Annotated in this window: 17 protein-coding genes; 15 read left to right on the forward strand and 2 right to left on the reverse strand. The window is 47.6% G+C overall.

Translation table 11 applies throughout. The features are described from left to right. Positions 1-101: 101 nt before the first annotated feature. From B0H50_RS01085 to B0H50_RS01155, 15 genes are all read left to right on the forward strand, one after another. Positions 102-2,006: a GspE/PulE family protein gene (locus B0H50_RS01085; RefSeq protein ID WP_233244452.1), complete on the forward strand. Its 1,905-nt coding sequence runs from the start codon at positions 102-104 to the stop codon at positions 2,004-2,006. An 11-nt stretch (positions 2,007-2,017) separates the two neighbouring features. Beyond that, positions 2,018-4,504, forward strand: coding sequence for an ATP-dependent helicase (locus tag B0H50_RS01090; protein ID WP_109587101.1), 2,487 nt, complete (start codon positions 2,018-2,020; stop codon positions 4,502-4,504). Positions 4,505-4,580: 76 nt separating this feature from the next. After that, on the forward strand, positions 4,581-4,865 hold the full coding sequence (gene gatC / locus B0H50_RS01095; protein WP_106197365.1) for an Asp-tRNA(Asn)/Glu-tRNA(Gln) amidotransferase subunit GatC: 285 nt from the start codon (positions 4,581-4,583) through the stop codon (positions 4,863-4,865). 10 nt (positions 4,866-4,875) lie between these two features. Beyond that, a complete protein-coding gene (locus tag B0H50_RS01100; RefSeq protein ID WP_106197364.1) occupies positions 4,876-5,589 on the forward strand; it encodes a 3-deoxy-manno-octulosonate cytidylyltransferase in 714 nt (237 codons plus the stop codon). After that, a complete protein-coding gene (pyrG, locus tag B0H50_RS01105; protein WP_109587102.1) occupies positions 5,586-7,232 on the forward strand; it encodes a glutamine hydrolyzing CTP synthase in 1,647 nt (548 codons plus the stop codon). Before B0H50_RS01100 ends, pyrG begins: the two co-directional genes overlap by 4 nt. Positions 7,233-7,263: 31 nt before the next feature. Then, the gene (locus tag B0H50_RS01110) at positions 7,264-7,674 is read left to right on the forward strand and encodes a ComEA family DNA-binding protein (protein ID WP_158275865.1); all 411 of its coding nucleotides are present in this window, start codon (positions 7,264-7,266) and stop codon (positions 7,672-7,674) included. A gap of 33 nt (positions 7,675-7,707) precedes the next feature. Further along, positions 7,708-8,613 (forward strand): type IV pilus biogenesis protein PilM, encoded by a 906-nt coding sequence (locus B0H50_RS01115; RefSeq protein ID WP_106197361.1) that lies wholly within the window; start codon positions 7,708-7,710, stop codon positions 8,611-8,613. Further along, positions 8,610-9,638 (forward strand): hypothetical protein, encoded by a 1,029-nt coding sequence (locus B0H50_RS01120; RefSeq protein WP_106197360.1) that lies wholly within the window; start codon positions 8,610-8,612, stop codon positions 9,636-9,638. The genes B0H50_RS01115 and B0H50_RS01120 overlap by 4 nt, the downstream gene beginning before the upstream one ends. Then, positions 9,638-10,171: a 16S rRNA (guanine(966)-N(2))-methyltransferase RsmD gene (rsmD, locus tag B0H50_RS01125; RefSeq protein ID WP_106197359.1), complete on the forward strand. Its 534-nt coding sequence runs from the start codon at positions 9,638-9,640 to the stop codon at positions 10,169-10,171. Before B0H50_RS01120 ends, rsmD begins: the two co-directional genes overlap by 1 nt. Before the next feature lie 10 nt (positions 10,172-10,181). Continuing rightward, the gene (coaD, locus tag B0H50_RS01130; RefSeq protein WP_158256407.1) at positions 10,182-10,667 is read left to right on the forward strand and encodes a pantetheine-phosphate adenylyltransferase; all 486 of its coding nucleotides are present in this window, start codon (positions 10,182-10,184) and stop codon (positions 10,665-10,667) included. 104 nt (positions 10,668-10,771) lie between these two features. Beyond that, entirely contained in the window at positions 10,772-11,506 is a 735-nt protein-coding gene (locus tag B0H50_RS01135) for a rhomboid family protein (RefSeq protein ID WP_158275866.1), read from the forward strand. A 10-nt stretch (positions 11,507-11,516) separates the two neighbouring features. Continuing rightward, on the forward strand, positions 11,517-12,485 hold the full coding sequence (locus tag B0H50_RS01140; RefSeq protein WP_109587103.1) for an adenosine kinase: 969 nt from the start codon (positions 11,517-11,519) through the stop codon (positions 12,483-12,485). Beyond that, the gene (locus tag B0H50_RS01145) at positions 12,478-13,236 is read left to right on the forward strand and encodes a hypothetical protein (protein ID WP_109587104.1); all 759 of its coding nucleotides are present in this window, start codon (positions 12,478-12,480) and stop codon (positions 13,234-13,236) included. The genes B0H50_RS01140 and B0H50_RS01145 overlap by 8 nt, the downstream gene beginning before the upstream one ends. Positions 13,237-13,384: 148 nt before the next feature. Continuing rightward, entirely contained in the window at positions 13,385-13,969 is a 585-nt protein-coding gene (locus B0H50_RS01150; RefSeq protein WP_109587105.1) for a DUF3793 family protein, read from the forward strand. After that, positions 13,966-14,385 carry a flavodoxin gene (locus tag B0H50_RS01155; protein ID WP_109587106.1) on the forward strand — a complete coding sequence of 140 codons (420 nt, stop codon included), beginning with the start codon at positions 13,966-13,968 and terminating at the stop codon, positions 14,383-14,385. The genes B0H50_RS01150 and B0H50_RS01155 overlap by 4 nt, the downstream gene beginning before the upstream one ends. 37 nt (positions 14,386-14,422) lie before the next feature. Here B0H50_RS01155 and B0H50_RS01160 read toward each other — a convergent pair whose 3' ends face one another. Next, the gene (locus B0H50_RS01160; protein WP_106198070.1) at positions 14,423-14,959 is read right to left on the reverse strand and encodes a lipocalin-like domain-containing protein; all 537 of its coding nucleotides are present in this window, start codon (positions 14,957-14,959) and stop codon (positions 14,423-14,425) included. Positions 14,960-15,041: 82 nt separating this feature from the next. Next, the gene (locus B0H50_RS01165; RefSeq protein ID WP_109587107.1) at positions 15,042-22,337 is read right to left on the reverse strand and encodes a tandem-95 repeat protein; all 7,296 of its coding nucleotides are present in this window, start codon (positions 22,335-22,337) and stop codon (positions 15,042-15,044) included. Positions 22,338-22,511: the final 174 nt, after the last annotated feature.

The raw sequence follows: 22,511 nt of genomic DNA on the forward strand, positions 1-22,511 counted from the left end.
TATTTCGTATGGTTATTTTAAAAATCGCTTCGAAAGTGGGATATTTTTGAAACTAAATTTTTAAAGGAAATAACCGAAAAAGGATTTAGATTGGACTAGTTATGGGCTCTGGAAAAAAAATTGGTGAACTCTTACTTCGTCAAGGCGTAATCGATGAAGACCAGCTGAAGCATGCGCTCAGTGAAAATGAACGCACAAAACTTCCGCTGCCGAAAATTCTCATCCGTTTGGGAATGGTAAGCGAAGAAGTTTTGACGAACATTTTGGGCGTTCAGCTGCGCAATACGACGCGCATGCGTATTGGCGAAATGCTTTTAAGCCACGGCTTCATCACCGAGGCGCAGTTAAATAAAGCACTTGAAGAACAAAAGAAAACGGGGCAACGTTTAGGACGCACTTTAGTCGCTCTCGGCTTTATGTCCGAAGAACGCTTGGTGGAAATTCTTTCGGCGCAATTTGAAGTCCCGTATGTCAAGCTCTCCAATTTTAATATCGACCCCGAAGTCCACAATTTAATTTCCGAAGACGTTTGCCGCACCTATAAAATCGTCCCGCTTTTTGTTACCGATAAAACGTTAACGATTGCGATGACCGACCCGACGAATGCGCATGTGATTGACATTGTCAAGTTCAAGTCGCAGATGGATGTCGATGTGGTCATGGCGAACGAAAAGGATGTGATGTCGGCAATTGACCGCATTTATGCATCCGCAGTTCAAGGCGATTCTTTGGAAACGCTTTTGAATCAGGCCAAGGCCGACGGGAAAGACGAACTAGAAACGGTGGACCGCGAAGCCGAAGCGCAGCAAGAAACCGCGCTCACCGATGAAGAAGGCCAGCAGGTCGTGAAGATCGTGACGTCGCTCATTCAGGAAGCGATTTCCCGCCACGCATCCGATATTCACTTGGAACCGCAGGAAACCTTCCTGAAACTCCGTTACCGTATCGATGGTGACCTTCAGGTTCAGGCTCCGATTCCTGCCCGTTTGATGAACCAGATCCTTTCGAGAATCAAGCTCCTTGCGAAGATGGATATCGCTGAAAAGCGTAAGCCGCTCGATGGTCGTTTTACCGTGCGTTTCCGCGGAAGCGAAGTCGACTTGCGTGTGAGCTCCTTCCCGGTTTCTTTGCGTAAGCGCGGCATTTGCGAAAAAATAGTGATGCGTATTTTGGACCCGAATTCGGGTCAGTTCCCGTTGAAGGACATGGGCTTTGCGCCTGTCATGTTCAAGCAGTTCAAGGATGCGATTAACTCCCCGAACGGAATTGTGCTTGTGACGGGTCCTACGGGTTCCGGTAAGTCGACGACTCTTTATGCTTCGATCCGCGAAATTCTCGATCCGACGATCAACATTTCGACGATGGAAGACCCGGTCGAATTGAACATTGACGGCGTGAACCAGGGACAGATCAACGTGGCTGCGGGCTTTACCTTTGCTGCGGGTATTCGTGCACTGCTTCGTCAGGACCCGGACGTGATCATGATCGGTGAAATGCGTGATAAGGAAACTTCTTCGATGGCTATCGAAGCGGCTTTGACGGGTCACTTGGTGTTCAGTACGCTCCACACGAACGACTCCGCAGGTTCGTTCCCGCGTTTGCTCGAAATGGGACTGGAACCCTTCCTTGTCGCAACGGTGATGAAAGGAATTTTGGCACAGCGTCTTGTGCGCCGAATCTGCAAACATTGCAAAGAACCGGTGGATATTTCTCCGGAATTGCGCGAAGAATTACATCTTTCTCCCGATATGCAATTCTATCACGGACGCGGCTGCGAACACTGCGACGGCTCGGGTTATAAAGGACGTTGCGGTATTTACGAATTCCTCGTGCCGAATGAAGCCGTTCGTAATGCAATTGTGAAACGCGCTTCAGGCGAAGTGATTAAGCAAATCGCGATGAAAGAATGCGGTATGATTACGCTTCGCATGGACGGTATGCAGAAAGCTCTTGACGGCTTAACGACTTTGGAACAAGTTCTCGGCGCATCGAACCCAGACGACTAACGGCAAAACTCATGGCAAGTGTAGTGGATCTGGCGCGCTTACAGCGTGAACTGAATCAAGAACAAGTCGCTGCAGCGGCAAAAACCGAAGGTCCAGCTCTGATTCTCGCGGGGGCAGGCTCGGGAAAAACGCGGACGATTACTTACAAAATCGCTCACTTAATTTCTGCGAAAAACGTGGATCCGCGTCGGATTTTAGCGGTGACTTTTACCAATAAAGCTGCCCGCGAAATGAAAACGCGTATTCAGCAAATTCTCGAAGGTCGCGTGAACCTCGAATGGATGGGAACATTCCATTCTATCTGCGTGCGCATTCTGCGTCTTTGCCTTGCCAACGATCGCATTTTACAAGTCCTCGGTTGGAAAATCAACAAAAATTTTTCGATTTACGATGATGACGATCAGCGAAAAATGCTGAAAGAAATCATGAAACCGATTTTCGGCGATGATTTAGATGCGAAGGCGTTAAAGCAAGCGCGTTCTATTATTTCGAAATATAAAAACAGCGTTGTAAAAGAGCCGCTTCCCGCGGGCGGTTACCGCATTGTGCTTCAAACGCCGACGGTTGCGCTTGAACACGCAGCCTTTCCCGATCAAGAAAAAATGGCGGGAGTTTACCGCGATTATCAAGCAAAACTTGCTGAAGCCAATGCGATGGACTTCGACGATTTGCTTCTCAATACGGTGGAATTATTGCAAAAATTGCCGCAGGTCGCTGCGCAATTTGCGAATCGTTTTTTGTATGTCGTCGTCGATGAATATCAAGACACGAACGATGTGCAATATGAACTTTTGAAACTTCTCATCGATCGGACGAAGCAAAATGTTACCGTCGTCGGCGATGACGATCAAAGTATTTACGGTTGGCGCGGCGCAAATATTGATATCATCCGCAATTTCTCGCGGGATTTTGACCACGTTACATTTTTCAAATTGGAACGCAATTATCGCTCTTCGGCAAATATTGTGAAGGGCGCGGGCTCGGTGATAGCGCATAATGAGCGCCCCGAAGAAATGAAAAAAAATGTCTATTCTGCAGAGCCCGCAGGCGATCCTATTCACGTTGTCAACGTCCTCGCCGATACTTTTGAATCGGAACAAATCGCGAAGAGAATTTTTGAAGCCGGCAAAGAACAGTATGCGAAGACCGCCATTTTTTATCGCACAAACGCGCAGTCGCGTGCGATTGAAAAAGCGTTAAACGATTTGCGCATTCCTTGTGTCATTTTCGGCGGCACGCGATTCTGGGACAGAAAAGAAATTCGTGACATTCTCGCTTACATGCGCCTTCTCGCAAACCCAAAAGATGACGCAGCATTTCTCCGGATTGTGAACACGCCGCCACGCGGCATCGGAAACGGCACTCTCGATGCGTTAAGGCTTTCGGCCGAAGCGAATAATTCTTCGCTTTGGGAAGCGATTCCAACGGAAATTGAGAAAGGCGGACGCTCGGCGAAAGGACTTGAAAATTTCAAAAACGTCGTCGAACTTTGGCTTGCAATGCTTCAAAATAAAGAAGCGCTTCCGATTATTGCCGAACATGTTATCCGCGATTCTTTTTACAAAGAATTTTTGAAAAAAGAAGACGAATCGACTGCGGAAGAACGCGAACGCAACTTGGATGAAATGGTGAACGCCTTCCGTGAATTCGAGGAAGAAAATCCGGATAAGGGTCTTGACGAATTTTTACAAGAAATTTCGCTCTTAACCGACGCCGATAAAAAAGTGGAAAGCGCAGAAACCCGTGTGACTCTCATGACGATTCACATGGCGAAAGGCTTGGAATTTGAAACGGTGCACATCGCGGGCTGCGACGAAGGAATTTTCCCGCTTATCCGCGAATCTAGCATGACGGAAACTCCGGACGAACGCAAAAAACAAGCCGAAGAAGAACGCAGACTTTTCTATGTAGGTTGTACACGAGCCAAGCGCAAACTTTATTTGTATCACGCCGGAAGACGTTTCTGGCAAGGTTCACTTCGTCGATTTCCGCCGTCTCGATTCCTCGAAGAAATTGACCCGATGACAGTTTCTGTCGAAGGAAAATGCGATGACGATAGCGAACAAAGTTTTACCGGAGAACCGTGGAATCAAGGCTTCAGCGGCTTTGGTGGAAGACAACGCCCCGGATTTGGAAATCGTCTTCGCCCGCAATACGGTGCGTATCGCGGACCGAGTTCTTCGGGCTCATCTTCGATTTCACGAGGCTCTTACGGAAGAAATCCCGAACGGGCAACTGGACTCCATAAAACCGAACGCATCGTTTACAAAAATCCGCAGGTTGTGGAAAAAGTCGAAAAAGGACCGCGTTTGGTTTACGACGAAAACTGCGACAATCCGCTCCACAAGGGCGTTCGCGTGCAACATTTGAAATTCGGTCGCGGTGTTGTCATCGGAATTTCGGGTGCAGGCGAAAATGCGCGTGTCGAAGTCCGCTTTTCCGACGGAAATGTCAGAAAATTGATTTTAAAATACGCGGGTCTGCAAATTTTGGACTAGCATCTCACGAGAACTTTTTTATCTTTAAACCGATAGAAGAGTTTTTGTTTCAAATTCATTTTGAAAAAGGTTTTTTATGCTGAGTAAAGAAGAAGTGTTGAAGATTGCAAAGCTTTCGCGCCTGAAGATTTCGGACGATGAAATCGCATCGTTTTCGGGTCGCTTGGACGAACTTCTGCATTATATGGAAGACTTGAAAGCGTTGGATCTTTCGAATGTAGAACCGATGGCCGGCGTTGAAGACGCACCGACTGTTCTCCGCGAAGACATTCCGCAGCCTTCTCTCACTCACGAACAGGCTTTTGCGAACGCTCCCGAAGTCGAAAACGATCATTTCGTCATCTCGAAGGTGATGGGCTAATCGAAGCGTTATGACACCCGAAGTTTATTGCGTCGTTCCCGCACGGTTTTCTTCTACCCGGTTTCCGGGTAAACCTCTCGTCCCGATTTGTGGACGGCCTATGATTCTCCGCACTTTAGATAGAGCTGTCGCCGCAGGGTGTTTTAAGAGTGTCGTCTGTGCTACAGACGACATTCGTATTTTAAAAACAGTCGAAGAGGCGGGATTTTCTGCAGTTCTAACGGGGCCGGCAGCGACGGGCTCGGACCGTGTGAGCGAAGCAGCCAAAAAGCTCGGGCTTGATTTGGTCGTGAATTTGCAAGGTGATGAACCGGTTGCGGATTTGCAAATGCTCCGCGATGTAGCAAAGGCTCTCGCCGAAGAACCGACTTCTTGGGTCACGGTTTCCGCTCCGCTTTCCGAAAAAGATCGCGGGGAACTTTCGATTGTCAAAGTTCAAGTGAACTCTCAAAATTATGCGACGGATTTTATCCGAAAATTGCCCGAAAACTCGGGCGAGTGGCGGCGTCATGTGGGAGTTTATGCATATTCAAAAGAAGCCCGCGAAGAATTTGCAAGCCTTCCTCAATCGGCGTTAGAAAAAGAACGTTCTTTGGAACAGCTTCGTATTTTGGGCAAACGCCCGATTAAAGTAATTCGTAGTACATCCCTTTCGGCATCGGTCGATTTACCGTCCGATGTGCAAAAGGTCGAATCCATCTTTCAGCAAATGGGAAAATTATGAAAACGGAATATACATACAACGGCAAAACGAAATTTATCGTCGTCACCGGCGGCGTGATTTCGGGACTTGGTAAAGGAGTTGCCGCAGCAAGTATCGGCGCACTTCTTTCGAATCGGCTCAAAGTGATTCCTGTGAAATGCGATGGTTATTTGAATACCGATCCGGGCACGATGAATCCGACGGAACATGGCGAAGTTTATGTTCTCGATGACGGCGGTGAAGTCGATATGGACTTCGGCCATTACGAACGCTTTTTGAACGTCGTCGCCCGCTCCGATTGGAGCTTGACGATGGGAAAAGTTTTCAAATTGATTTTGGAAAAAGAACGTCGTGGCGATTTCCTCGGGCACACGGTGCAGTTTATTCCGCATGTGACGAATGTGATTAAGGAACATTTTTACGAAGTTGCGAATAGCGAAAATGCAGATGTTCTTTTAATTGAAATCGGCGGAACAGTCGGCGACTTGGAAAATCAATTCTTCATCGAAGCGGCGCGTCAGCTTTCGCACGATGTCGGCAGCGAAAATTGCATGTTCGTGCATTTGACTTATGTGCCAATTCCTTCGGGAGTGAAAGAACAAAAGTCCAAGCCGACGCAAATGTCTGTCCGCGAACTCAATGAACGTGGCATTTATCCGGACATTATCATCGCACGTTGCGAAGAATTCTTGAAACCGCACATCAAAGAAAAAATTGGACTTTTCTGCAATTTGCCGGCATCGCATGTGATTTCGGGCGTGGACGTGAAGCATGTTTACGAATGCCCGCTCGTTTACGATAAAGAAGGCATTCCCGAAATTCTTCTCAAAAAGCTCCGCATTTATGCGCCGCCCAAATTGGATCGTTGGAGCAGTCTCGTCGACACGATGAATCGGAACGATACAAATCCGCGGAAGGTTTTAACCGTTGCAATCGGCGGAAAATATACGCGTCTCGAAGATTCGTACGCGAGCATTGTCGAATCGCTGAATCACGTTTCGGCGCATTTGGATGTGCACGTGGACATTCGCTGGATTGATACGGAAAAATTGGAACAGAATCCGGAAGAAGTAGAAAAAGATTTGCAGGGCGTAGATGCGGTCATTATTCCGGGTGGATTTGGCACTCGCGGAATTGAAGGAAAAATCGTTCTGATTCAATATGTCCGCGAACACAAAATTCCTTTCCTCGGCATTTGCTACGGCATGCAGCTCGCTGTCGTGGAATTTGCTCGTCACGTCTGTGGCATGAAAGATGCGGGCACGATGGAAACGGAATCGCCGACTCATCATGTGAAAGATCCGGTCATCGCTTACTTGCCCGGTCAAGATAAAATCAAGGAAATGGGAGCATCGATGCGCCTCGGCGGTCATGATGTGCTGATTACTAAAGATTCTCTTGCCGAAAAAGTTTACGGTGCAACCGAAATTCGCGAACGTTTCCGTCATCGCTACGAAGTCAACCCGAAGTATGTCGAACAACTCGAAAAGGGCGGCATTCTCTTCTCGGGCAAGGCGAAAAACGAAGACATTATGCAAATCATGGAATTGCCGGATCATCCGTTCTTTATGGCTTGTCAATTCCACCCCGAACTCAAAAGTTCGCTTTTAAAACCGGCGCCGCTTTTCCTCGGGCTTTTGAAGGCAGCAGATGAACGGGCCTGAGAAAAAGGTCTTTATATTAGCTGTTCTTCTTTTGGGATTGGGGGTTCTTGTAAAACTTTCCCCGTGGGATCCTCTTCCGCGGATTGAAACATTCTCTTACGAAGAAGAATCGCGGGAAGTTTTCAGAGAACAGAATGCGCTTACATGGCATGCGTCAAAAATTTCGGATTCCACTGCGACAGAATCTGCAGAAGCTCCGGAAAAGAAAAAGCCTAAAAAAGCGAAAAAGGCAAAGCCGGCGGTGCATTTCCCGCTCGCCATCAATCGGGCGACCGTTGATGAACTTTGCGCAATCAAAGGCGTTGGTCCGAAACTCGCCGAAAAAATCATCGCATATCGCGATGCGCACGGAGGCTTCCAAGGTCCAGGCGATTTGAAAAAAGTGTCCGGAATTGGCAAGAAAAAGGCGGAAAATATTCTCTCCTTTGTTATTTTTGACTAATTTTAGGAGAAACGAACGTAATTTGTTGGTACTATGGACGATACAAAGTTACACTTAGGAATTGAAGCGGGCGATGTCCTTCTCAAGGTTGCGCTTTATAACCCAGCCGAAAAGAAAGTCGTCAAAACGGCTGTTCTCAACACGGAATCGAATCTTCTAGATGATGTTCCTTCTTTTGAAGCGATTCTCCAGTCTTGGCTTGCCGAAAACGAAAATGTGAATATTGACACGGTTTCGTTAACGGTGCCTTCGTACCGCGCTATCGTGCAGCAGATTTTTGTGTCGCCTGAAGCGAAAAATATTCGCGAATACTTGGAATGGTATTTGGGAACGATCGTCAATACCGGTGCCTCGGATTACATTTTGGATTTCGTCGAACTTGGCGGCTCTGCGGAATTAGGACGTACCGTTTTAATGATTGCGATGCGGAAAATTTGGGTGGATTCCATCCGCAAAGGTTTCCGCAATAAGCAAATCGCCCCGAAAATTCTCGAAGTCGATGTGCTTTCGGTGATGAATTTGATGGAAGTCGCGGGCTCGTTAGACGGCAAATTACAATGCGTCATCAAAGCGGACGAAAATGGCGTGATGATACTTTGGGCTTCACAAAATGATGTTCGCAATGTTTCCTATTGTCCGACATTCGACTTGATTGGAAAAAGTCGCGAAGACGCTTATGCGATTCTTTCCAAAAAATTGGCAGAACAAATTCATCAAACCGAAGAAGTGTTGAATGTTTCAGTCGATCGTTGTTCGCTTTGCGGGGCAATTGCGACCGATGAATTGTTCGTGCAAAAATTGCAGCAAGCATTAGAAGGAAAGACCCTTTCTTTGATGGATTCTTTTGAAAACCTCCGTCTGCCGACTGATGAAGAAGATTCTCGTCATGTGCTTTCTTGCATTGGGGCAATCGGCGTTGCTATGAGGAGTGTCAAATGATTGAATTGAATTTAATTGAAGCCGCATCGCAGTCGGTGCCTCAGGTTTTTTCAACGCAGACATTTACAGCTCCGGCCAAAGAAAAAAGCTCATTGAAACTGTCTCGGATTTTTATCGCCGTCGCAGCTGTTCTCGTTTTAATCGTGGGTTCGCTTGTGTTCTTCAAAGTCGCAGGTCTTCCGCAAATGTTCGAAGGCGTTCTGCCGACGCCGGTTCTCGATGTGATGGGCATTGTCGATCCGAGTCGCAGCGGTCCCGAAATGAATGTGCGCCGCACAACGCAGATGACGACTGCAGGCGGTGGTATTGAACGACGCAAAGCCGAAGAACAAGCGGCAGCACTTCGCCAAGCGCAAGCTAATTCGCCGGAACGCGTGGTGCAGGCGATTCAACCGGGAATGTTCCAAGGCGAAAAGCGTAGCGATTACGCTTCGATGTTCCCGATGGCAAAGGTCGCTTATCAAAAGTCGATGGCTTCGCAGATTTTTGCATTCATCAATGCAGTGACTCCGGATGGCATCAGCTTTGCAGAACTCACCTTTGTTGCGCCGAATTATTATTCGGTTCATGGAGTCGCTGAAACTCCTGTTGTTTTGCGGAATTATTTGGATCGTTTAAAGATGGGAAGTTCGGAATTTAAAACGCCAGAACTTCCGGAAAATGCTCCGGCTACAGCGGTAACCGCTTACGGAATTCTCAATTCAAAGCCGGAAATGGCAAATGCCAATGCACCGTTTGTCAAAGACGCTGAAGTATCCAAAGAAATGGAAGCGCTCCGCGGACTCGATGCGAACGGAAAAATGCATTTCTCGGGTCTTAAAAATCCGAAAGTCGCGGACTTTGGCGTTTACAAAAGTTACACCTATAATGTGACGACGAAAGCCGACTTCCAGTTGGTGTTGAAATTCTTAGAAGCTTTGTCGAAGAGCCCTGTGCGCGTTGGCGTAGAACGCGTCAAGATGATTGCTTCGGGAAAGAGCGGAATTTCTACAGCGATGACTCTCGTCATCTACACATCGAACTAATGCCGATTCGCATTACCGGTGGTGAATTTCGCGGACGACAAATTGCGTCTCCGCTGACTTCAAAAACGCGGCCGACTGCAGCGATGGCGCGCGAAGCGCTCTTCAACATTTTGCAAGATGTTTCTGATTTTCGGGTACTCGATCTTTTTGCGGGATCGGGTTCGGTGGGAATTGAAGCGCTCAGCCGCGGTGCAAAAGAAGTGACTGCGGTAGAAAAGAATGGCGCGCAAGCGCGCTCGCTTTCAAATTCTTATAAATTACTCGGGATTGATTCAAAACTTCATTTGTGTGTAACCGATGCGCAGAATTTTTTATCGCGGGCAATTGCACAAGGTGAACGCTTTGATCTCATTTATGCGGATCCACCGTTTACAGAAGCGTATCCCGATTTGCAGCCATTTTTAGAATTGCTTTCTCCTTCGGGAATAGCTGTCTTTGAAATACCTTCGCGGAATCCTCCGGAGTGGACGAATCGCGGGCGAATTCGCCGCTATGGGGAAAGTTCTCTCGTCTTCTTTTCGGCAACTTTGTAAATTGAAACCAATGGAACGCATCGCACTTTTTGCTGGTTCATTTGATCCGTTTACGGTCGCGCATTTTTCTCTTGCGAAACGAGCATCCGCTTTGTTTGATCGCGTCATCATCGCGGTCGGGGAAAATGTGCAAAAGCATCCGCTCTTTTCCACAGAGTTACGGGTAAAGCTCATTCAAAAAGCGACCGCAAATTTGGAAAATGTTTGCGTGAAATCGTATGCGGGTTTAACGGGAAATTTTGCGACAGAAAATGGCGCAAAATTTTTACTTCGCGGAATTCGTTCACCGAATGAATTTGATATCGAACGCAATCTCGCGTGGAATAATGCGCGCTTATATCCCGAAATTGAAACGGTTTATTTGCAAATCGAAGCAGAAAATGCAGCGGTCTCAAGTTCTGCTGTCCGCGAAATTTTAAAATTCGGCGGCGATATTTCGTCGATGGTTCCGCCGAGTATTCTCGGTGACATTCTTAACGCAACGGAGAAATTTTAATGTTTGGGCTAAAACCCTTTCGCTATCTCGCAAAGCCTATTCGCATTCTTCTTATTTCAAATGCGTTTGTTTTTGGTCTTTGCTTTTTAATGCAATTTTTCAAATTGAATGAATTGTATTTTCAAGTTCTTTCATACGGAGCGTTGATTCCGGTTGCCTACGAACAAGTTTGGCGTTATTTGACTTACGCATTTATTCATGTGAGCCCGTGGCATTTTGCGTTTAACATGTTTGCGCTTTGGATGTTTGGCGATGATGTCGCACTTGCGATTGGCTATAAAAAGTTTTGGATTCTTTATCTTGTTTGCGCGGTCTTTGCGGGCGTTTTCAGCATTCCATTTTATTTGTTCGGCGCAATGTCTCCGATGGCTTGTATCATCGGCGCTTCGGGCGCTCTGATGGGAATTTTCGTCGCCTACGCAAAACTTTTCCCCGAACGCATGATTCTCATTTTCTTCATTTTTCCGATGCGCATTAAACATGCGATTTGGATTTTCATCGCTCTCGATATTTTGATGGCGGGCTCGGGCGATACGATTGCGCACTTTACGCATTTGGGCGGCGTGATTTCGGGATTTCTTTGCATGTATTTTTTTGACAATTCGATTTGGGAAAAGCTTCGCGGAGAATTTCAAGAAAAGCGGAAGCATAAACCGACCGGTTCTCCCGATGATCCTCTCGAAGGTGAAGTGAGTTTTTTGGATTCGCAGAAACAGTTGGACGCCATCTTAAAAAAGGTGAGCGCAACCGGAGTCAATTCTCTCACAGAATCGGAAAAATCATTTTTAATCCGCGAAAGCAAACGCCGCGGAGGGCGTTTCGGCGGCTTCAGAAATTAAAGGAATTTTTATGAAAAAAGTTTTAGGCTTTGGCGCTGCATTAGTCGATTTGTTGGTAAACGTGGACGATGCGTGGATTGCTAATTTGAAAGTGCCGAAGGGCGGCATGAATCCGGTGAATTATCCGCAGCTTCAAAAAGTGCTGAGTTTAGTCGGCGAAAAGCAAACGGTTCCGGGCGGTTCTGCGTGTAATACGATGGTCGGCGTTGCAAAACTCGGTGCAAAAGCTTCGTTTATTTCCAAAGTGGGTCGTGATGAACTCGGCGCACTTTTCGCAGAACATTTGAAAAAAGCGGGCGTGGAAAATCGGATGCTCAGTTCTTCGACAGCGACGGGAACCGTTCTTTCGGCGGTGACTCCCGATGCAGAACGCACGATGTTTACTTTCCTCGGCGCATCCAATGAAGTGACTGCGAAAGAGATGACTCCGGAACTTTTTGATGGCGTAGGCATTCTCTATTTGGAAGGTTACCGCGCTTATTCCGAAGAATGTTTCGTAAAAGCGATTTTCGAAGCGCGCCGTCGCGGCGTCATGACCGCATTAGATTTTGGAAGTTTCGGCGTGGTGAACGATTGTCGTCCGTTATTTAACAAACTTTTTGCGGGGCGTGAAATCGATATCGTCATCGCAAACGAAGAAGAAGCCAAAGATTATACGGGCGAATCCGAAGAAGCTGCGCTTCAAAAAATTGCCCAGTTCGCAAAAATTGCCGTCGTTAAACTCGGCAAACGCGGCGCACTCATCGCCAAAGATGGGGAAGTAACTCGTGTGGAATCGGGAAGCGCAAAAGCGATTGATACAACGGGCGCGGGCGATTTGTGGGCTTCGGGATTTCTTTACGGGATTCTTTCGGATTGGTCAATGGCTCGAGCCGGTAAACTCGGCAGTATCGTTTCCAATGAAGTGGTTCAAGTGGTGGGCGCTCAAATTCCGGAAGCGGGCTGGGCTCGCATTCACGAGGAAATGAAAAATGTCTGACGAACAATTCGAATGGATGACTCTCGAAACTTTCGCGTCGAATGAAGAAGCTGACGCTCTTGTCGCACTTCTTCAAGAAAATGCGATTGAAGCGAATGTCGTAAGCGATGCGAATTTAGGCGGCGATCCGCTCGGATTGGATTTTCAAAATCGCGGAGCGTCTTCTGTTATCGTGCGCGTGCACGCGGGCGAAATTGAAAAAGCGCGCCGCATTCTCGAAGCGGGAATGCAAGCGGCTGCAACCGATGCCGATGACGCAAGTCTTGAAATGTTCCAATCTTTTTCGGACGAAGATTTGTTAGAGGTTTTAAAAAAGCCTGACGAATGGAATCCGGAAAATGTAGCGTTAGCGCGGAAGCTTTTAGCGTCGCATGGAAAAAATTTTACCGATGCGGAATTGCAGAATTTTTTTGAAGAACGCATTGAAAGTTTGCGTCAACCGATTCCGGTGAAAAAGGCGAGCGGAATTCTTTCTCTTGTCGCTAGTTTTGCTGTAATCGCCGTCGCCGTGATCAATTATCGTTACTTAGAAAATACGAATTATCTCTATCTTTTAGTCGCCGCGTTTATCGTTTCGTGCTTAGCGTTTATCGCAGGATTAAATTGGACTTATCGCAAAAAGCGTTTGCCGAATGGCGAAAAAATTTTCGTCTTTTCAAAAAAATTGCGCATTTTTTCGTTTATCGAAATGGTCTTGGCGGCGATTGCGCTCGGAGCGACGATTATCGATATTTTAGTGCGAACGATGTAAGCGTCAAAAAAATAAAAATTTTACGCATCCATAAAACGGGTGCGTTTTTTTGTGGAAAATTTTCAAATAAATTAGTCTAAACTAACATTGTTTTTCTATATTATTGTTAGTATAAGCTAATAAATTTAGACTAAGCAAAGTGGGACGCATGGATGATTTAGATTCTCGATTGGTGCGGCAAAGTGCGCCGACTTTAGCTGGATTAAAAGCCGGCAGTTTATTTTGTTGTGATGCAAGCGAAGAAGAATCATTAGAAGAACATCTTTTGCTTTGGAATCATGCGATGAATTCCAAAGGAGTTTTTGCAAAAAAGATGCGACGTCATTCCGGCTTTCTCGTTTACGTTTATCGGCGAGATTTGCTTGAAAGATTACTTGTGCAAAAAGAAATTGCGAAATTTCTTTCGGCGTTTGGATATGAAAATTTTCGGGCGGAAAATGCGTTGCGTTTTTTAGAACAGCGCGTGCAAATGAGTGCAGAATTTCCGCATGAAATTGGAATTTTCCTCGGCTATCCGCTCGAAGATGTCCGCGAATTTATCGCCAAAGCGGGGAAGGGCTGCAAGCAAATTGGCTGCTGGATAGTTTATCACAATGAAGCCGAAGCGAATCGTTTATTTGTCGCTATTCAAAAATGTTCAGCGCTCTTTTTTGAACTTTTGAAAAACGGATTTTCTCTTTCATCGTTGACTGTTCAAAGTCATTTTTCACCTCAACTTAGGAGTTATTTATGAGTCAAATCGCCGTTATCTTTTGGAGCGGAACAGGAAATACAGAACGCATGGCGAATGCTATCGCCGCAGGCGTGCAAAGTGCTGGGAACACGGCGCAGCTCTTTTCGGTTTCCGATTTTTCGGAAGATAAAATCGATGCGTTTTCTAGCTTTGCGCTCGGTTGCCCTGCGATGGGTTCCGAAGAATTAGAAGATTCCGAATTTTTGCCGTTCTATAATGCGATTAAAGAAAAGCTCGCAGGCAAAGCTGTCGCCCTTTTCGGTTCTTACGGTTGGGGCGGTGGGGAATGGTTGAATGCGTGGAAAGCGGACGCCGAAGCGAGCGGCTTAAAAATCATCGGAACATTAGCGATTGAAAATGCTCCTGATGAAAATGGAATTGCCGAGTGCGAGGCGCTCGGCAAAAAGTTAACTTAAACGAGTTAGATAAAAAATGCGGCTTTGGCCGCATTTTTTATTCCGCCAAATCGACTCCATCGAAGATTTCAAAGATGCCTGCAGTTTTTTTTGCCGGGAAAGCACCTTTGTGGATGACGACGCCTCCGAGATTCAGCTGGAAGCCGCCCAATGCGGTTGCTGTCACAGTGGCATTGGCGACAATCGGTTTGTCAAAGGTATCTGTCCCGAAAACGACATTCATAGTCAAAACATTGCCGACGAGAGTCCAAGTTCCGCTTTCCGATGCGCCGAGAAGTTCGGTTCCTTCGCTCTGAATATCCGGGTCGGTTGAATAAGTAAGTTCGAATGTTCCCGTATCGCTGAAGACGAGTTTTGTCGGGCTAGATAACGAAACGGCGGCTTCGTATGCGCCCGCTTCATTTTGCGTATAGAACGCATTCATATTCCAAACGCCACTGGTTAAGCATTCTTCTGAAATGCCTGCAGCACAAGCGTCCGCGAGAGATTTGCTGCTACTGCTACTGCTCGAAGAGCATGCGGTAAATGCTAAAGCGGAAGCCAATAGACCAACGACTACAAAAGATTTTTTCATTTGATTTTCCTCACTTGTTAGACTGAAATATATACAAAAAAGGCTCCCAAATTCGGGAGCCTTTGTGAATTTTTTTTAAGAATTAACGGCGACGACGCTTGTTATTCTTCTTTTTCTCTTCAGCCGGAGCTGGTTTGGATTCTGCAGCCGGTTCTCCGCCGCGGATGTCTTTCATCTTAAAGTTCACATTGATTTCCGCGGTTTCTACCTTCGAAGAGGCGCCTTCGCGGTCGGTGAGCTTGAAGCCGAATTCGTCGAGGCCGTAGAAGCCTTTATTCGGCGTATAAGTGAAGGAACCATCCTTGGCGTTGATTTCCACTTTACCGTTCTGCGGACGGCGAACGAGAGAAACCGTTGCATCGAGTTTTCCATCCGGATCGTATGCACCGTTCAAGAGGCCTTCCTTCGCGCTGACGGTCAGCTTTTCGCCTTCCTTCGTCTGGTAAGACTTCGAGAGCGCAACCGGCGGATCGTTCACCGGAGTGACCGTGAACTTTGCCGAGGTCTTAGCGCTTGCGCCTTCAGGGTCGGTAACCTTAAACGTAATCGTTTCGGTCGGACCGTTCCAGTTTTCATACGGTTGCTTAATCGTGACAATGTTACGAGCCTTGTCGTGTTCGACCACAAGCTTCTTGTTGCCCGTGATTTCCCACTTGAGTTCGTTGAAGCTATTGTCGCGGTCGCGGACATATTGATCCAACTTAAGGGTGGCGAGAACGCCATTGTTTGCGTCTTCTTTCATCGTCACATCGCGAATCGGACGGATTTCCGGAACCGCATTCACGTGTTTGACTTCAAAGTTGACGGTCGTCTTGGCAGATGCACCAGCCGGATCCTTTACGATGAAGGTAATCGCTTCTTTACCATACCAATCGGCGCGATTCGGACGCACAATCGCTTCGCGGCCACCGGTAATCATCACTTCCAAGTGACGGTTGCCCGAGACGCTCCAACGGAGTTCGTGCGGTTTGTTGTCCGGATCCTTCACAAAGTTGTCGAGTTTAATCGGCTTGAACTTTGTGCCTTCATTCGTTACCATATCCGGAATCTTTGAAAGAACAGGCGGATCGTTCACCGGTTTCACGATGAAGTCGATGTCCATCGAAGCTTTTTCGCCAGCCGGATCATAGACATTCACCTTAATCTTATCCTTGCCGTTCCAGAATTCGTTCGGGGTGTTCACGGTGAGAACGCCTGCGTCCGAAAGATCATACGAAAGCGGGTGTTTGACTGTCGGGCGTTTTGCTTTGCCCATACGGCCGCGTTTATCCTTTTGAGCCGGTTCGCCGTCGTCCAAAGTCCAGCGCATTTCGCTAGCCTTGTTGTCCGGATCCTTCACAAACTTGGTGAGGTCAATCGGTTTAAAGTCTTGCTTTTCGTTGATGGTCTGAGCCGGAATCTTGTCAAAGTGCGGCGGATCGTTTACCGGAGTTGCGGTAAAGGTTGCCGAAACACTTGCTGCTGCATTAGCCGGATCGGTTGCGGTAAAGGTGAGCTTTTCGGAACCGTTCCAGAATTCGTTCGGGGTTAAGAGTTGGACGCGTGCGCCGTTCATCTTCACCTGCAAATCCTTGTTTCCAGAAACAGTCCACTTGATTTCGTTCGGACGGTTATCCGGATCGGTCACGAATTTCGAGAGATCAATCGGTTCAAAGCGTTCTTTTTCCTTGATCTTTTGGTTCGGAATCGCTTTTACAACCGGCGGATCGTTCACCGGAGTCACTTCGAAGAGGATTTGCTGCGAAGCACGTCCGCCTTCGGGGTCAGTCACTGTGAGAGTAATCTTTTCGGAACCGTTCCAGTACTTGTCCGGAGTGGCGACGATTAACTGCTTCTTCGCATTGATCGAAGCCTTGAGGCTACGCGGTTGCGAAACTTCAAAGGTAAGGGCTGCGGTCGGATGATCCGGATCCTTGACGAGCGGAAGCAGATCGATCGGCGCAAAACGTTCCTTTTCTTTGATCTTTTGGTTCGGAATCTTGGCGAGAACAGGAGGATCGTTGACCGAGATGACTTCAAAGTCAACCGTCTTCGAATCCTTTGCACCTTCGGGGTCTTCGACGGTGAAGGTGATGGTGCGCTTGCCGTTCCAATATTTGTTTGGAATGTTCAAGTGTGCCACGTGCTTGTCGTCGATTGTGACAGTCAAGTCGTCCTCTTTCTTTTCTTCGACTTTCGGTTCTTCCTTCTGCGCTTTGCCCTTCTTGCCTTTCTTCTTCGCGGCTTTCTTCGGAGCAGGTGCAGCGGCAGCAGCCGGAGCCTTCACCACAGCGGTCCACTTCAACTGATTGTTTCTGTGGTCCGGATCGTGGACGTAATTATCCAGCGGAATATCCTTGAATTGAGCCTTTTCCTTGATGGTTTGACCCGGAATATCCTTCATCACCGGAGCATCGTTGACCGAGGTGATTTCGTAGATGATAGTCGTCGATGCAGAAGCGCCTTGCGGGTCCTTCACCGTGAGAGTCATCGTATCCGGTTTGCACCAGAAGTATTTATTCGGAGCGGAAATCACAAGCTTTCTTGCCGAGGTGACTTCTGCCTTGAGGAATTTGTTTCCGGTGACAGTCCACTTCATTTCGGACGGTTTATTGTCCGGATCTTTCACGTAATCATCCAAAGAAACCGGCTTGAAGACTTCTTTTTCTTTAATCTTTTGGTTCGGAATCTTGGCGAGAACAGGAGGATCGTTCACTTCGGTGACGACGAAGTCCATCTTGTGGCTTGCCTTGCCGCCTTCGGGGTCGGTCACGGTAAACGTAATCGTTTCTTTGCCGTGCCACTGCGAATTCGGGGTCTTGATTTGGACGGTATTGTCTTTGTTCAAGACGACTTGCAACTGACGGTTTCCGCTGAAGCTCCACTTGAGAAGCTTGGACGGATGGTCTGCATCGGTCGCGAGAGTCGAAAGGTCGATGGTCTTAAACTTGCCACCTTCGCGGATGGTTTCGCCCTTCGGCGCATTCGCTGCGATGACCGGCAAATCGTTGATCGAACGCACTGTGAAGAGTGCTGTCGAAGAAGCCTTTGCGCCTTCCGGATCGGTGACGGTAAACGTGATGTTTGCTGCACCATTCCAGTAAGTATTCGGAATGACGATGTGGGCGACATGATTGTTGTCAATTTCAACGGTCAAACCGTCTTTCTTCGGTTCTTCAGCCGGAGTCGCTTTGCCCTTCTTGCCTTTCTTCGGAGCCGGAGCTGCCTTTGCTGAAGCATCCTTCACCGAGACGCTCCACTGGAGATCTGTCTTCTTGTGATCCGGATCTTGGACGAGGTCGTCGAGCTTAATTGTCGCAAATTGCTTCTTTTCGTCGATTGTCTGATCCTTGATTTCGCGGACAAAGACCGGCGGGTCGTTTACCGAGATGACTTCAAAGGTCACATTGCGAGAATCCTTTGCGCCTTCGGGGTCGGTTACCGTAAGCGTAATCGTTTCGGTTCCGTTCCAATACTTGTTCGGAACTTCGGCGGTGAGCTTGTGATCTTGAGAAAGCTTGAACTTGAGGAATTTGTTTCCGGTAATCGTCCACTTGAGTTTGCTATTCGGATGGTCGAGATCCGAAACATACTTGTCGAGTTCGACGACCTTAAATTCTTGCTTTTCCTTGATGGTCTGGTTCGGAATATCCTTCATGACCGGCGGATCGTTCACCGACTTTGCGGTAAATTGAACGGTCTGCTTGTCCGAAGCGCCTTCCGGATCGGTCACGGTAAATGTGACTTTTTCGGTGCCGTTCCAAAGCTTATTCGGAGTCTTGATCGTTGCAATTCCTTCCTTCGAAATCGCAATCTTCAAATCCTTGTTGCCTGTAACGGTCCACTTGAGATTCTTGAACGGATCATCCGGATCCGAGACGAGTTCGGCGAGATTGATATCCTTGAACTCTTCCTTTTCGACGATGATTTGATCGTTAATCTTCTTGAGAACTGGCTTATCGTTAATCGAACGAATGGTGAAGAGAGCTTTCTGCGAAGCCTTTGCACCTTCCGGGTCGGTCACGGTAAATGTGATTTCATCGGCACCGTTCCAGTATTGATCCGGAGCGACGACGTTCGCAATGCCCGTTTTCGGATCCAAGTTCACGGAGAGACCTGGCTTGTAACCCTTCGGCGAACCCGGAGCAGCGTTCACGTCAAATTTCCAAGTGAGTTCCGAGGTCTTGTGATCCGGATCTTTCACAATTTCAAAGAGTTTAATCGGCGCGAATTGCTTCTTTTCGTCGATGGTCTGGTTGTTAATTTTCTTTGTGAATTCAGGAGGATCGTTCACCGATTCGACGGTGAAGGTCACCTTACGAGAATCCTTTGCACCTTCGGGGTCAACGACTTCGAAATTAAGAGTTTCGGAACCGTGCCAGTATTTGTTCGGGATAATCACTGTGAATTGACGCTTTGCATCAATCTTGAACTTGAGATCCTTATTGCCCGTGATATTCCATTTGAGCTTATCGTTCGGGTGATCCAAATCCGAGACGAAGTTGTCGAGGTCAATTGCCTTGAATTCTTGCTTTTCTTTGATGGTCTGGCTCGGAATATCCTTCATAACAGGAGGATCGTTCAGCGAGGTCACCGTAAAGACTGCGGTCTGGCGAGCGCTTGCGCCTTCCGGGTCGGTCACGGTAAAGGTGAGCTTTTCAGAACCATTCCAAAGTTGATTCGGGATAACGATTGTCGCTTCGCCCGCTTTGCTAATGTTCACCTTCAAGTCTTTATTGCCGGTGATCGTCCATTTGAGCTTATCGAAAGAATGATCCGGGTCGTTTGTGAGTTCGGCGAGGTTAATCGGAGCGAACTGCGCCTTTTCCATAATGGTTTGCGACTTGATTTCTTGGAGAGTCGGCGCATCGTTTACCGATTCGACGGTAAAGGTTGCAGACTTCGAAGCCTTGGCACCTTCTGGGTCGGTCACGGTAAAGGTAATCACATTCGAGCCGTTCCAATATTTGTTCGGGATGACGACAGAGGCGAGCATCTTCGCATCCACATTTACTTGAAGTTCTGCCTCGGAACCCTTCGGAGCGCCCGGAGCCGGCTTCACGGAAACATCCAAGGTCAAATCGGTCAGCTTGTGATCTGGATCCTTGATGATTTCGCCCAAATTGAACGGCTTAAATTGACCTTTTTCCTTAATCTTTTGATCCGGAATATCCTTCACAAATTCAGGAGCATCGTTGACCGATTCTACGGTCATCTGCACGGTGCGTTCGTCCGAAGCGCCTTCGGGGTCGGTGACCTTGAAAGTAATCGCTTCAGAACCATTCCAATATTTGCTCGGAAGGGTGAATGTTGCCTTGCGGTTATTATCGAGCTTAACTTGGATATCCTTGTTGCCCGTAATCGTCCACTTAAGCTTTTCCTTCGGATGGTCGAGATCCGACACATACTTGTCGAGTTCAATCGGCTTAAATTGTTCTTTTTCTTTAATGGTTTGGTTCGGAATATCGGTCATGACCGGAGGATCATTTACCGAGGTCACAGTAAATTTCACAGTCGTCGAAGCCTTTCCGTTTTCCGGATCGGTTGCGGTGAATGTGATATTTTCGGTGCCGTTCCAAATCAAAGTCGGCTGTTTGACGGTGACGTTGCGGTTGTTGTCGATGTTCACCTTCAAATCTTTATTCCCTGAAACGGTAATCTTCAACTGAGAAATATCGTGGTCCGGATCCGAGAGATAATCGTCCAAGACGAAGCTATCAAATTCGGCTTTTTCTTCGATGGTTTGATCCGGAATTTTCTTGAAGACCGGAAGATCGTTCACCGATCGAACGGTAAACTTCACTTCTTGCTTGGCTTCTGCGCCTTCGGGGTCGGTGACTTTGAAAGTTGCAATCGCTGCACCATTCCAATAAGTATCCGGAATTTCCACTTTGGCGACATGCTTTTCGTCGATGTTAATATTCAGCGGACCGGATTCCGGTTCTTTGCCAACGCTCTTGACTTCGACTTCCCAAGAAAGTTCAGCGTTTTTGTTATCGTCGTCTTTGACAAATTCATCGAGATTAATCGGCGCAAATTGTTTCTTTTCGTCGATGGTTTGAGCCGGAATCTGCTTGACAAATTTTGGCACATCGTTGACAGATTCAACGGTGAACGAAGCTTGCGTTTCGGCGCTTGCGCCTTCGGGGTCGGTCACCTTGAAGGTAATCGTTTCCGAGCCGTTCCAGAACGCGTTCGGGATGAGAATCTTCGCCACTTTGCCGTTCAGCTGGACTTTCAAATCCTTATTGCCCGAGAATTCCCACTTGAGTTGTTCAAACTTGTGATCCGGATCTTTCACGTACTTGTCGAGTTCAATCGCCTTGAACTGCGCCTTTTCCATGATATTTTGATCGGGGATTTGATCCACAAATTCAGGAGGATCGTTGACGGATTTGACCGTGAACGAAGTCTTAAAGCTTGCGCTTGCTCCGTGCGGATCCGTTGCGGTAAAGGTAAATGTTTCGGTCGGGCCATTCCAATATTCGTTCGGAATGACGATTTCTGCGACATTGTACTTGTCGATTTTAACCTTCAAATCCTTGCCGCCGGAGACAGACCACTTGATTTTGGCCACGTCGTCATCGACATCGCTTACGAGATCGGAAAGGTTAATCGGTTCAAATTGTTCTTTTTCGTTAATCGTCTGATCCGGAGCCTTCTGAACGATAGGCGGATCGTTGACCGGGCGAACGGTGAAATTCGCAGAGGTCTTATCCGAAGCGTATTCGGCGTCGGTAGCGATGAATGTAATCTTATAAGCGCCGTACCAATGAGCATCCGGAACGACGACATTGGCGATGCGGTCTTTGGAAATTTCAACGGTGAGTTCGCCTTCCGCTTGATCTTTTGCGGTCTGCGTCATCTCGTATTCCCATGTGATTTGATCTTTCGGATGATCCGGATCTTTCACATAGTCGTCGAGTTTAATCGGCGTAAATTTTTTGCCTTCGTCAATTGTCTGGTCGGGAATTTTCGAAACGACCGGCGGATTGTTCACCGATTCGACGGTAAAGGTCACAGTTTCCGAGCTCGAAGCGCCCTTCGGGTCTGTGACAGTAAATGTCAAATCTTCGGAGCCGTTCCAGTATTCATCCGGAGTCGCAATCGTCACCACATGATTGGATTCCTTGACCTGGAGCTGCTTGTTGCCGGTGATTGTCCAGCGCAGTTTTGCTGGCGCGTCTTCGGGATCGCTGACGTAATCGTCCAATTTAATCGGAGCAAATTTTCCGCCTTCTTGGATAGATTCACCCGGAATGCCGTTGAGCGATGGGGGATTGTTTTCGGCTGCGGCCGGCTGTTCTGCTTCTTGCGGCTGCGCTGTATCTTGTGCGAATGCGACCGAGGACAAAAGACCTGCGGCAAGCAGTAGCGACATCGATTTCTTACGTATCATTTACGATCTCCAATAGACCTTATGGTTTTTCGCAAGTCGAACCACATTGCGCAGTTTGACCCGTGAAAACCACATCTCATCCTGTTTTTCATCGCTTTGAAGACACAAAACCTCAAAGGTGATGAACATCACCAAATATAAAGTTTTTGAATCCTTCCGCGCGTGATTTTTTTG

The organism is Hallerella porci (assembly GCF_003148885.1).
In the GTDB taxonomy this organism is placed as follows: Bacteria; Fibrobacterota; Fibrobacteria; order Fibrobacterales; family Fibrobacteraceae; genus Hallerella; species Hallerella porci.

Excerpts from the sequence above, each read along its gene's own strand:
- B0H50_RS01085 (WP_233244452.1), top strand. The coding sequence starts at position 102 with ATGGGCTCTGGAAAAAAAATTGGTGAACTCTTACTTCGTCAAGGCGTA.
- B0H50_RS01090 (WP_109587101.1), top strand. The coding sequence starts at position 2,018 with ATGGCAAGTGTAGTGGATCTGGCGCGCTTACAGCGTGAACTGAATCAA.
- gatC (WP_106197365.1), top strand. The coding sequence starts at position 4,581 with ATGCTGAGTAAAGAAGAAGTGTTGAAGATTGCAAAGCTTTCGCGCCTG.
- B0H50_RS01100 (WP_106197364.1), top strand. The coding sequence starts at position 4,876 with ATGACACCCGAAGTTTATTGCGTCGTTCCCGCACGGTTTTCTTCTACC.
- pyrG (WP_109587102.1), top strand. The coding sequence starts at position 5,586 with ATGAAAACGGAATATACATACAACGGCAAAACGAAATTTATCGTCGTC.
- B0H50_RS01115 (WP_106197361.1), top strand. The coding sequence starts at position 7,708 with ATGGACGATACAAAGTTACACTTAGGAATTGAAGCGGGCGATGTCCTT.
- B0H50_RS01120 (WP_106197360.1), top strand. The coding sequence starts at position 8,610 with ATGATTGAATTGAATTTAATTGAAGCCGCATCGCAGTCGGTGCCTCAG.
- rsmD (WP_106197359.1), top strand. The coding sequence starts at position 9,638 with ATGCCGATTCGCATTACCGGTGGTGAATTTCGCGGACGACAAATTGCG.
- coaD (WP_158256407.1), top strand. The coding sequence starts at position 10,182 with ATGGAACGCATCGCACTTTTTGCTGGTTCATTTGATCCGTTTACGGTC.
- B0H50_RS01140 (WP_109587103.1), top strand. The coding sequence starts at position 11,517 with ATGAAAAAAGTTTTAGGCTTTGGCGCTGCATTAGTCGATTTGTTGGTA.
- B0H50_RS01145 (WP_109587104.1), top strand. The coding sequence starts at position 12,478 with ATGTCTGACGAACAATTCGAATGGATGACTCTCGAAACTTTCGCGTCG.
- B0H50_RS01150 (WP_109587105.1), top strand. The coding sequence starts at position 13,385 with ATGGATGATTTAGATTCTCGATTGGTGCGGCAAAGTGCGCCGACTTTA.
- B0H50_RS01155 (WP_109587106.1), top strand. The coding sequence starts at position 13,966 with ATGAGTCAAATCGCCGTTATCTTTTGGAGCGGAACAGGAAATACAGAA.
- B0H50_RS01160 (WP_106198070.1), bottom strand. The coding sequence starts at position 14,959 with ATGAAAAAATCTTTTGTAGTCGTTGGTCTATTGGCTTCCGCTTTAGCA.
- B0H50_RS01165 (WP_109587107.1), bottom strand. The coding sequence starts at position 22,337 with ATGATACGTAAGAAATCGATGTCGCTACTGCTTGCCGCAGGTCTTTTG.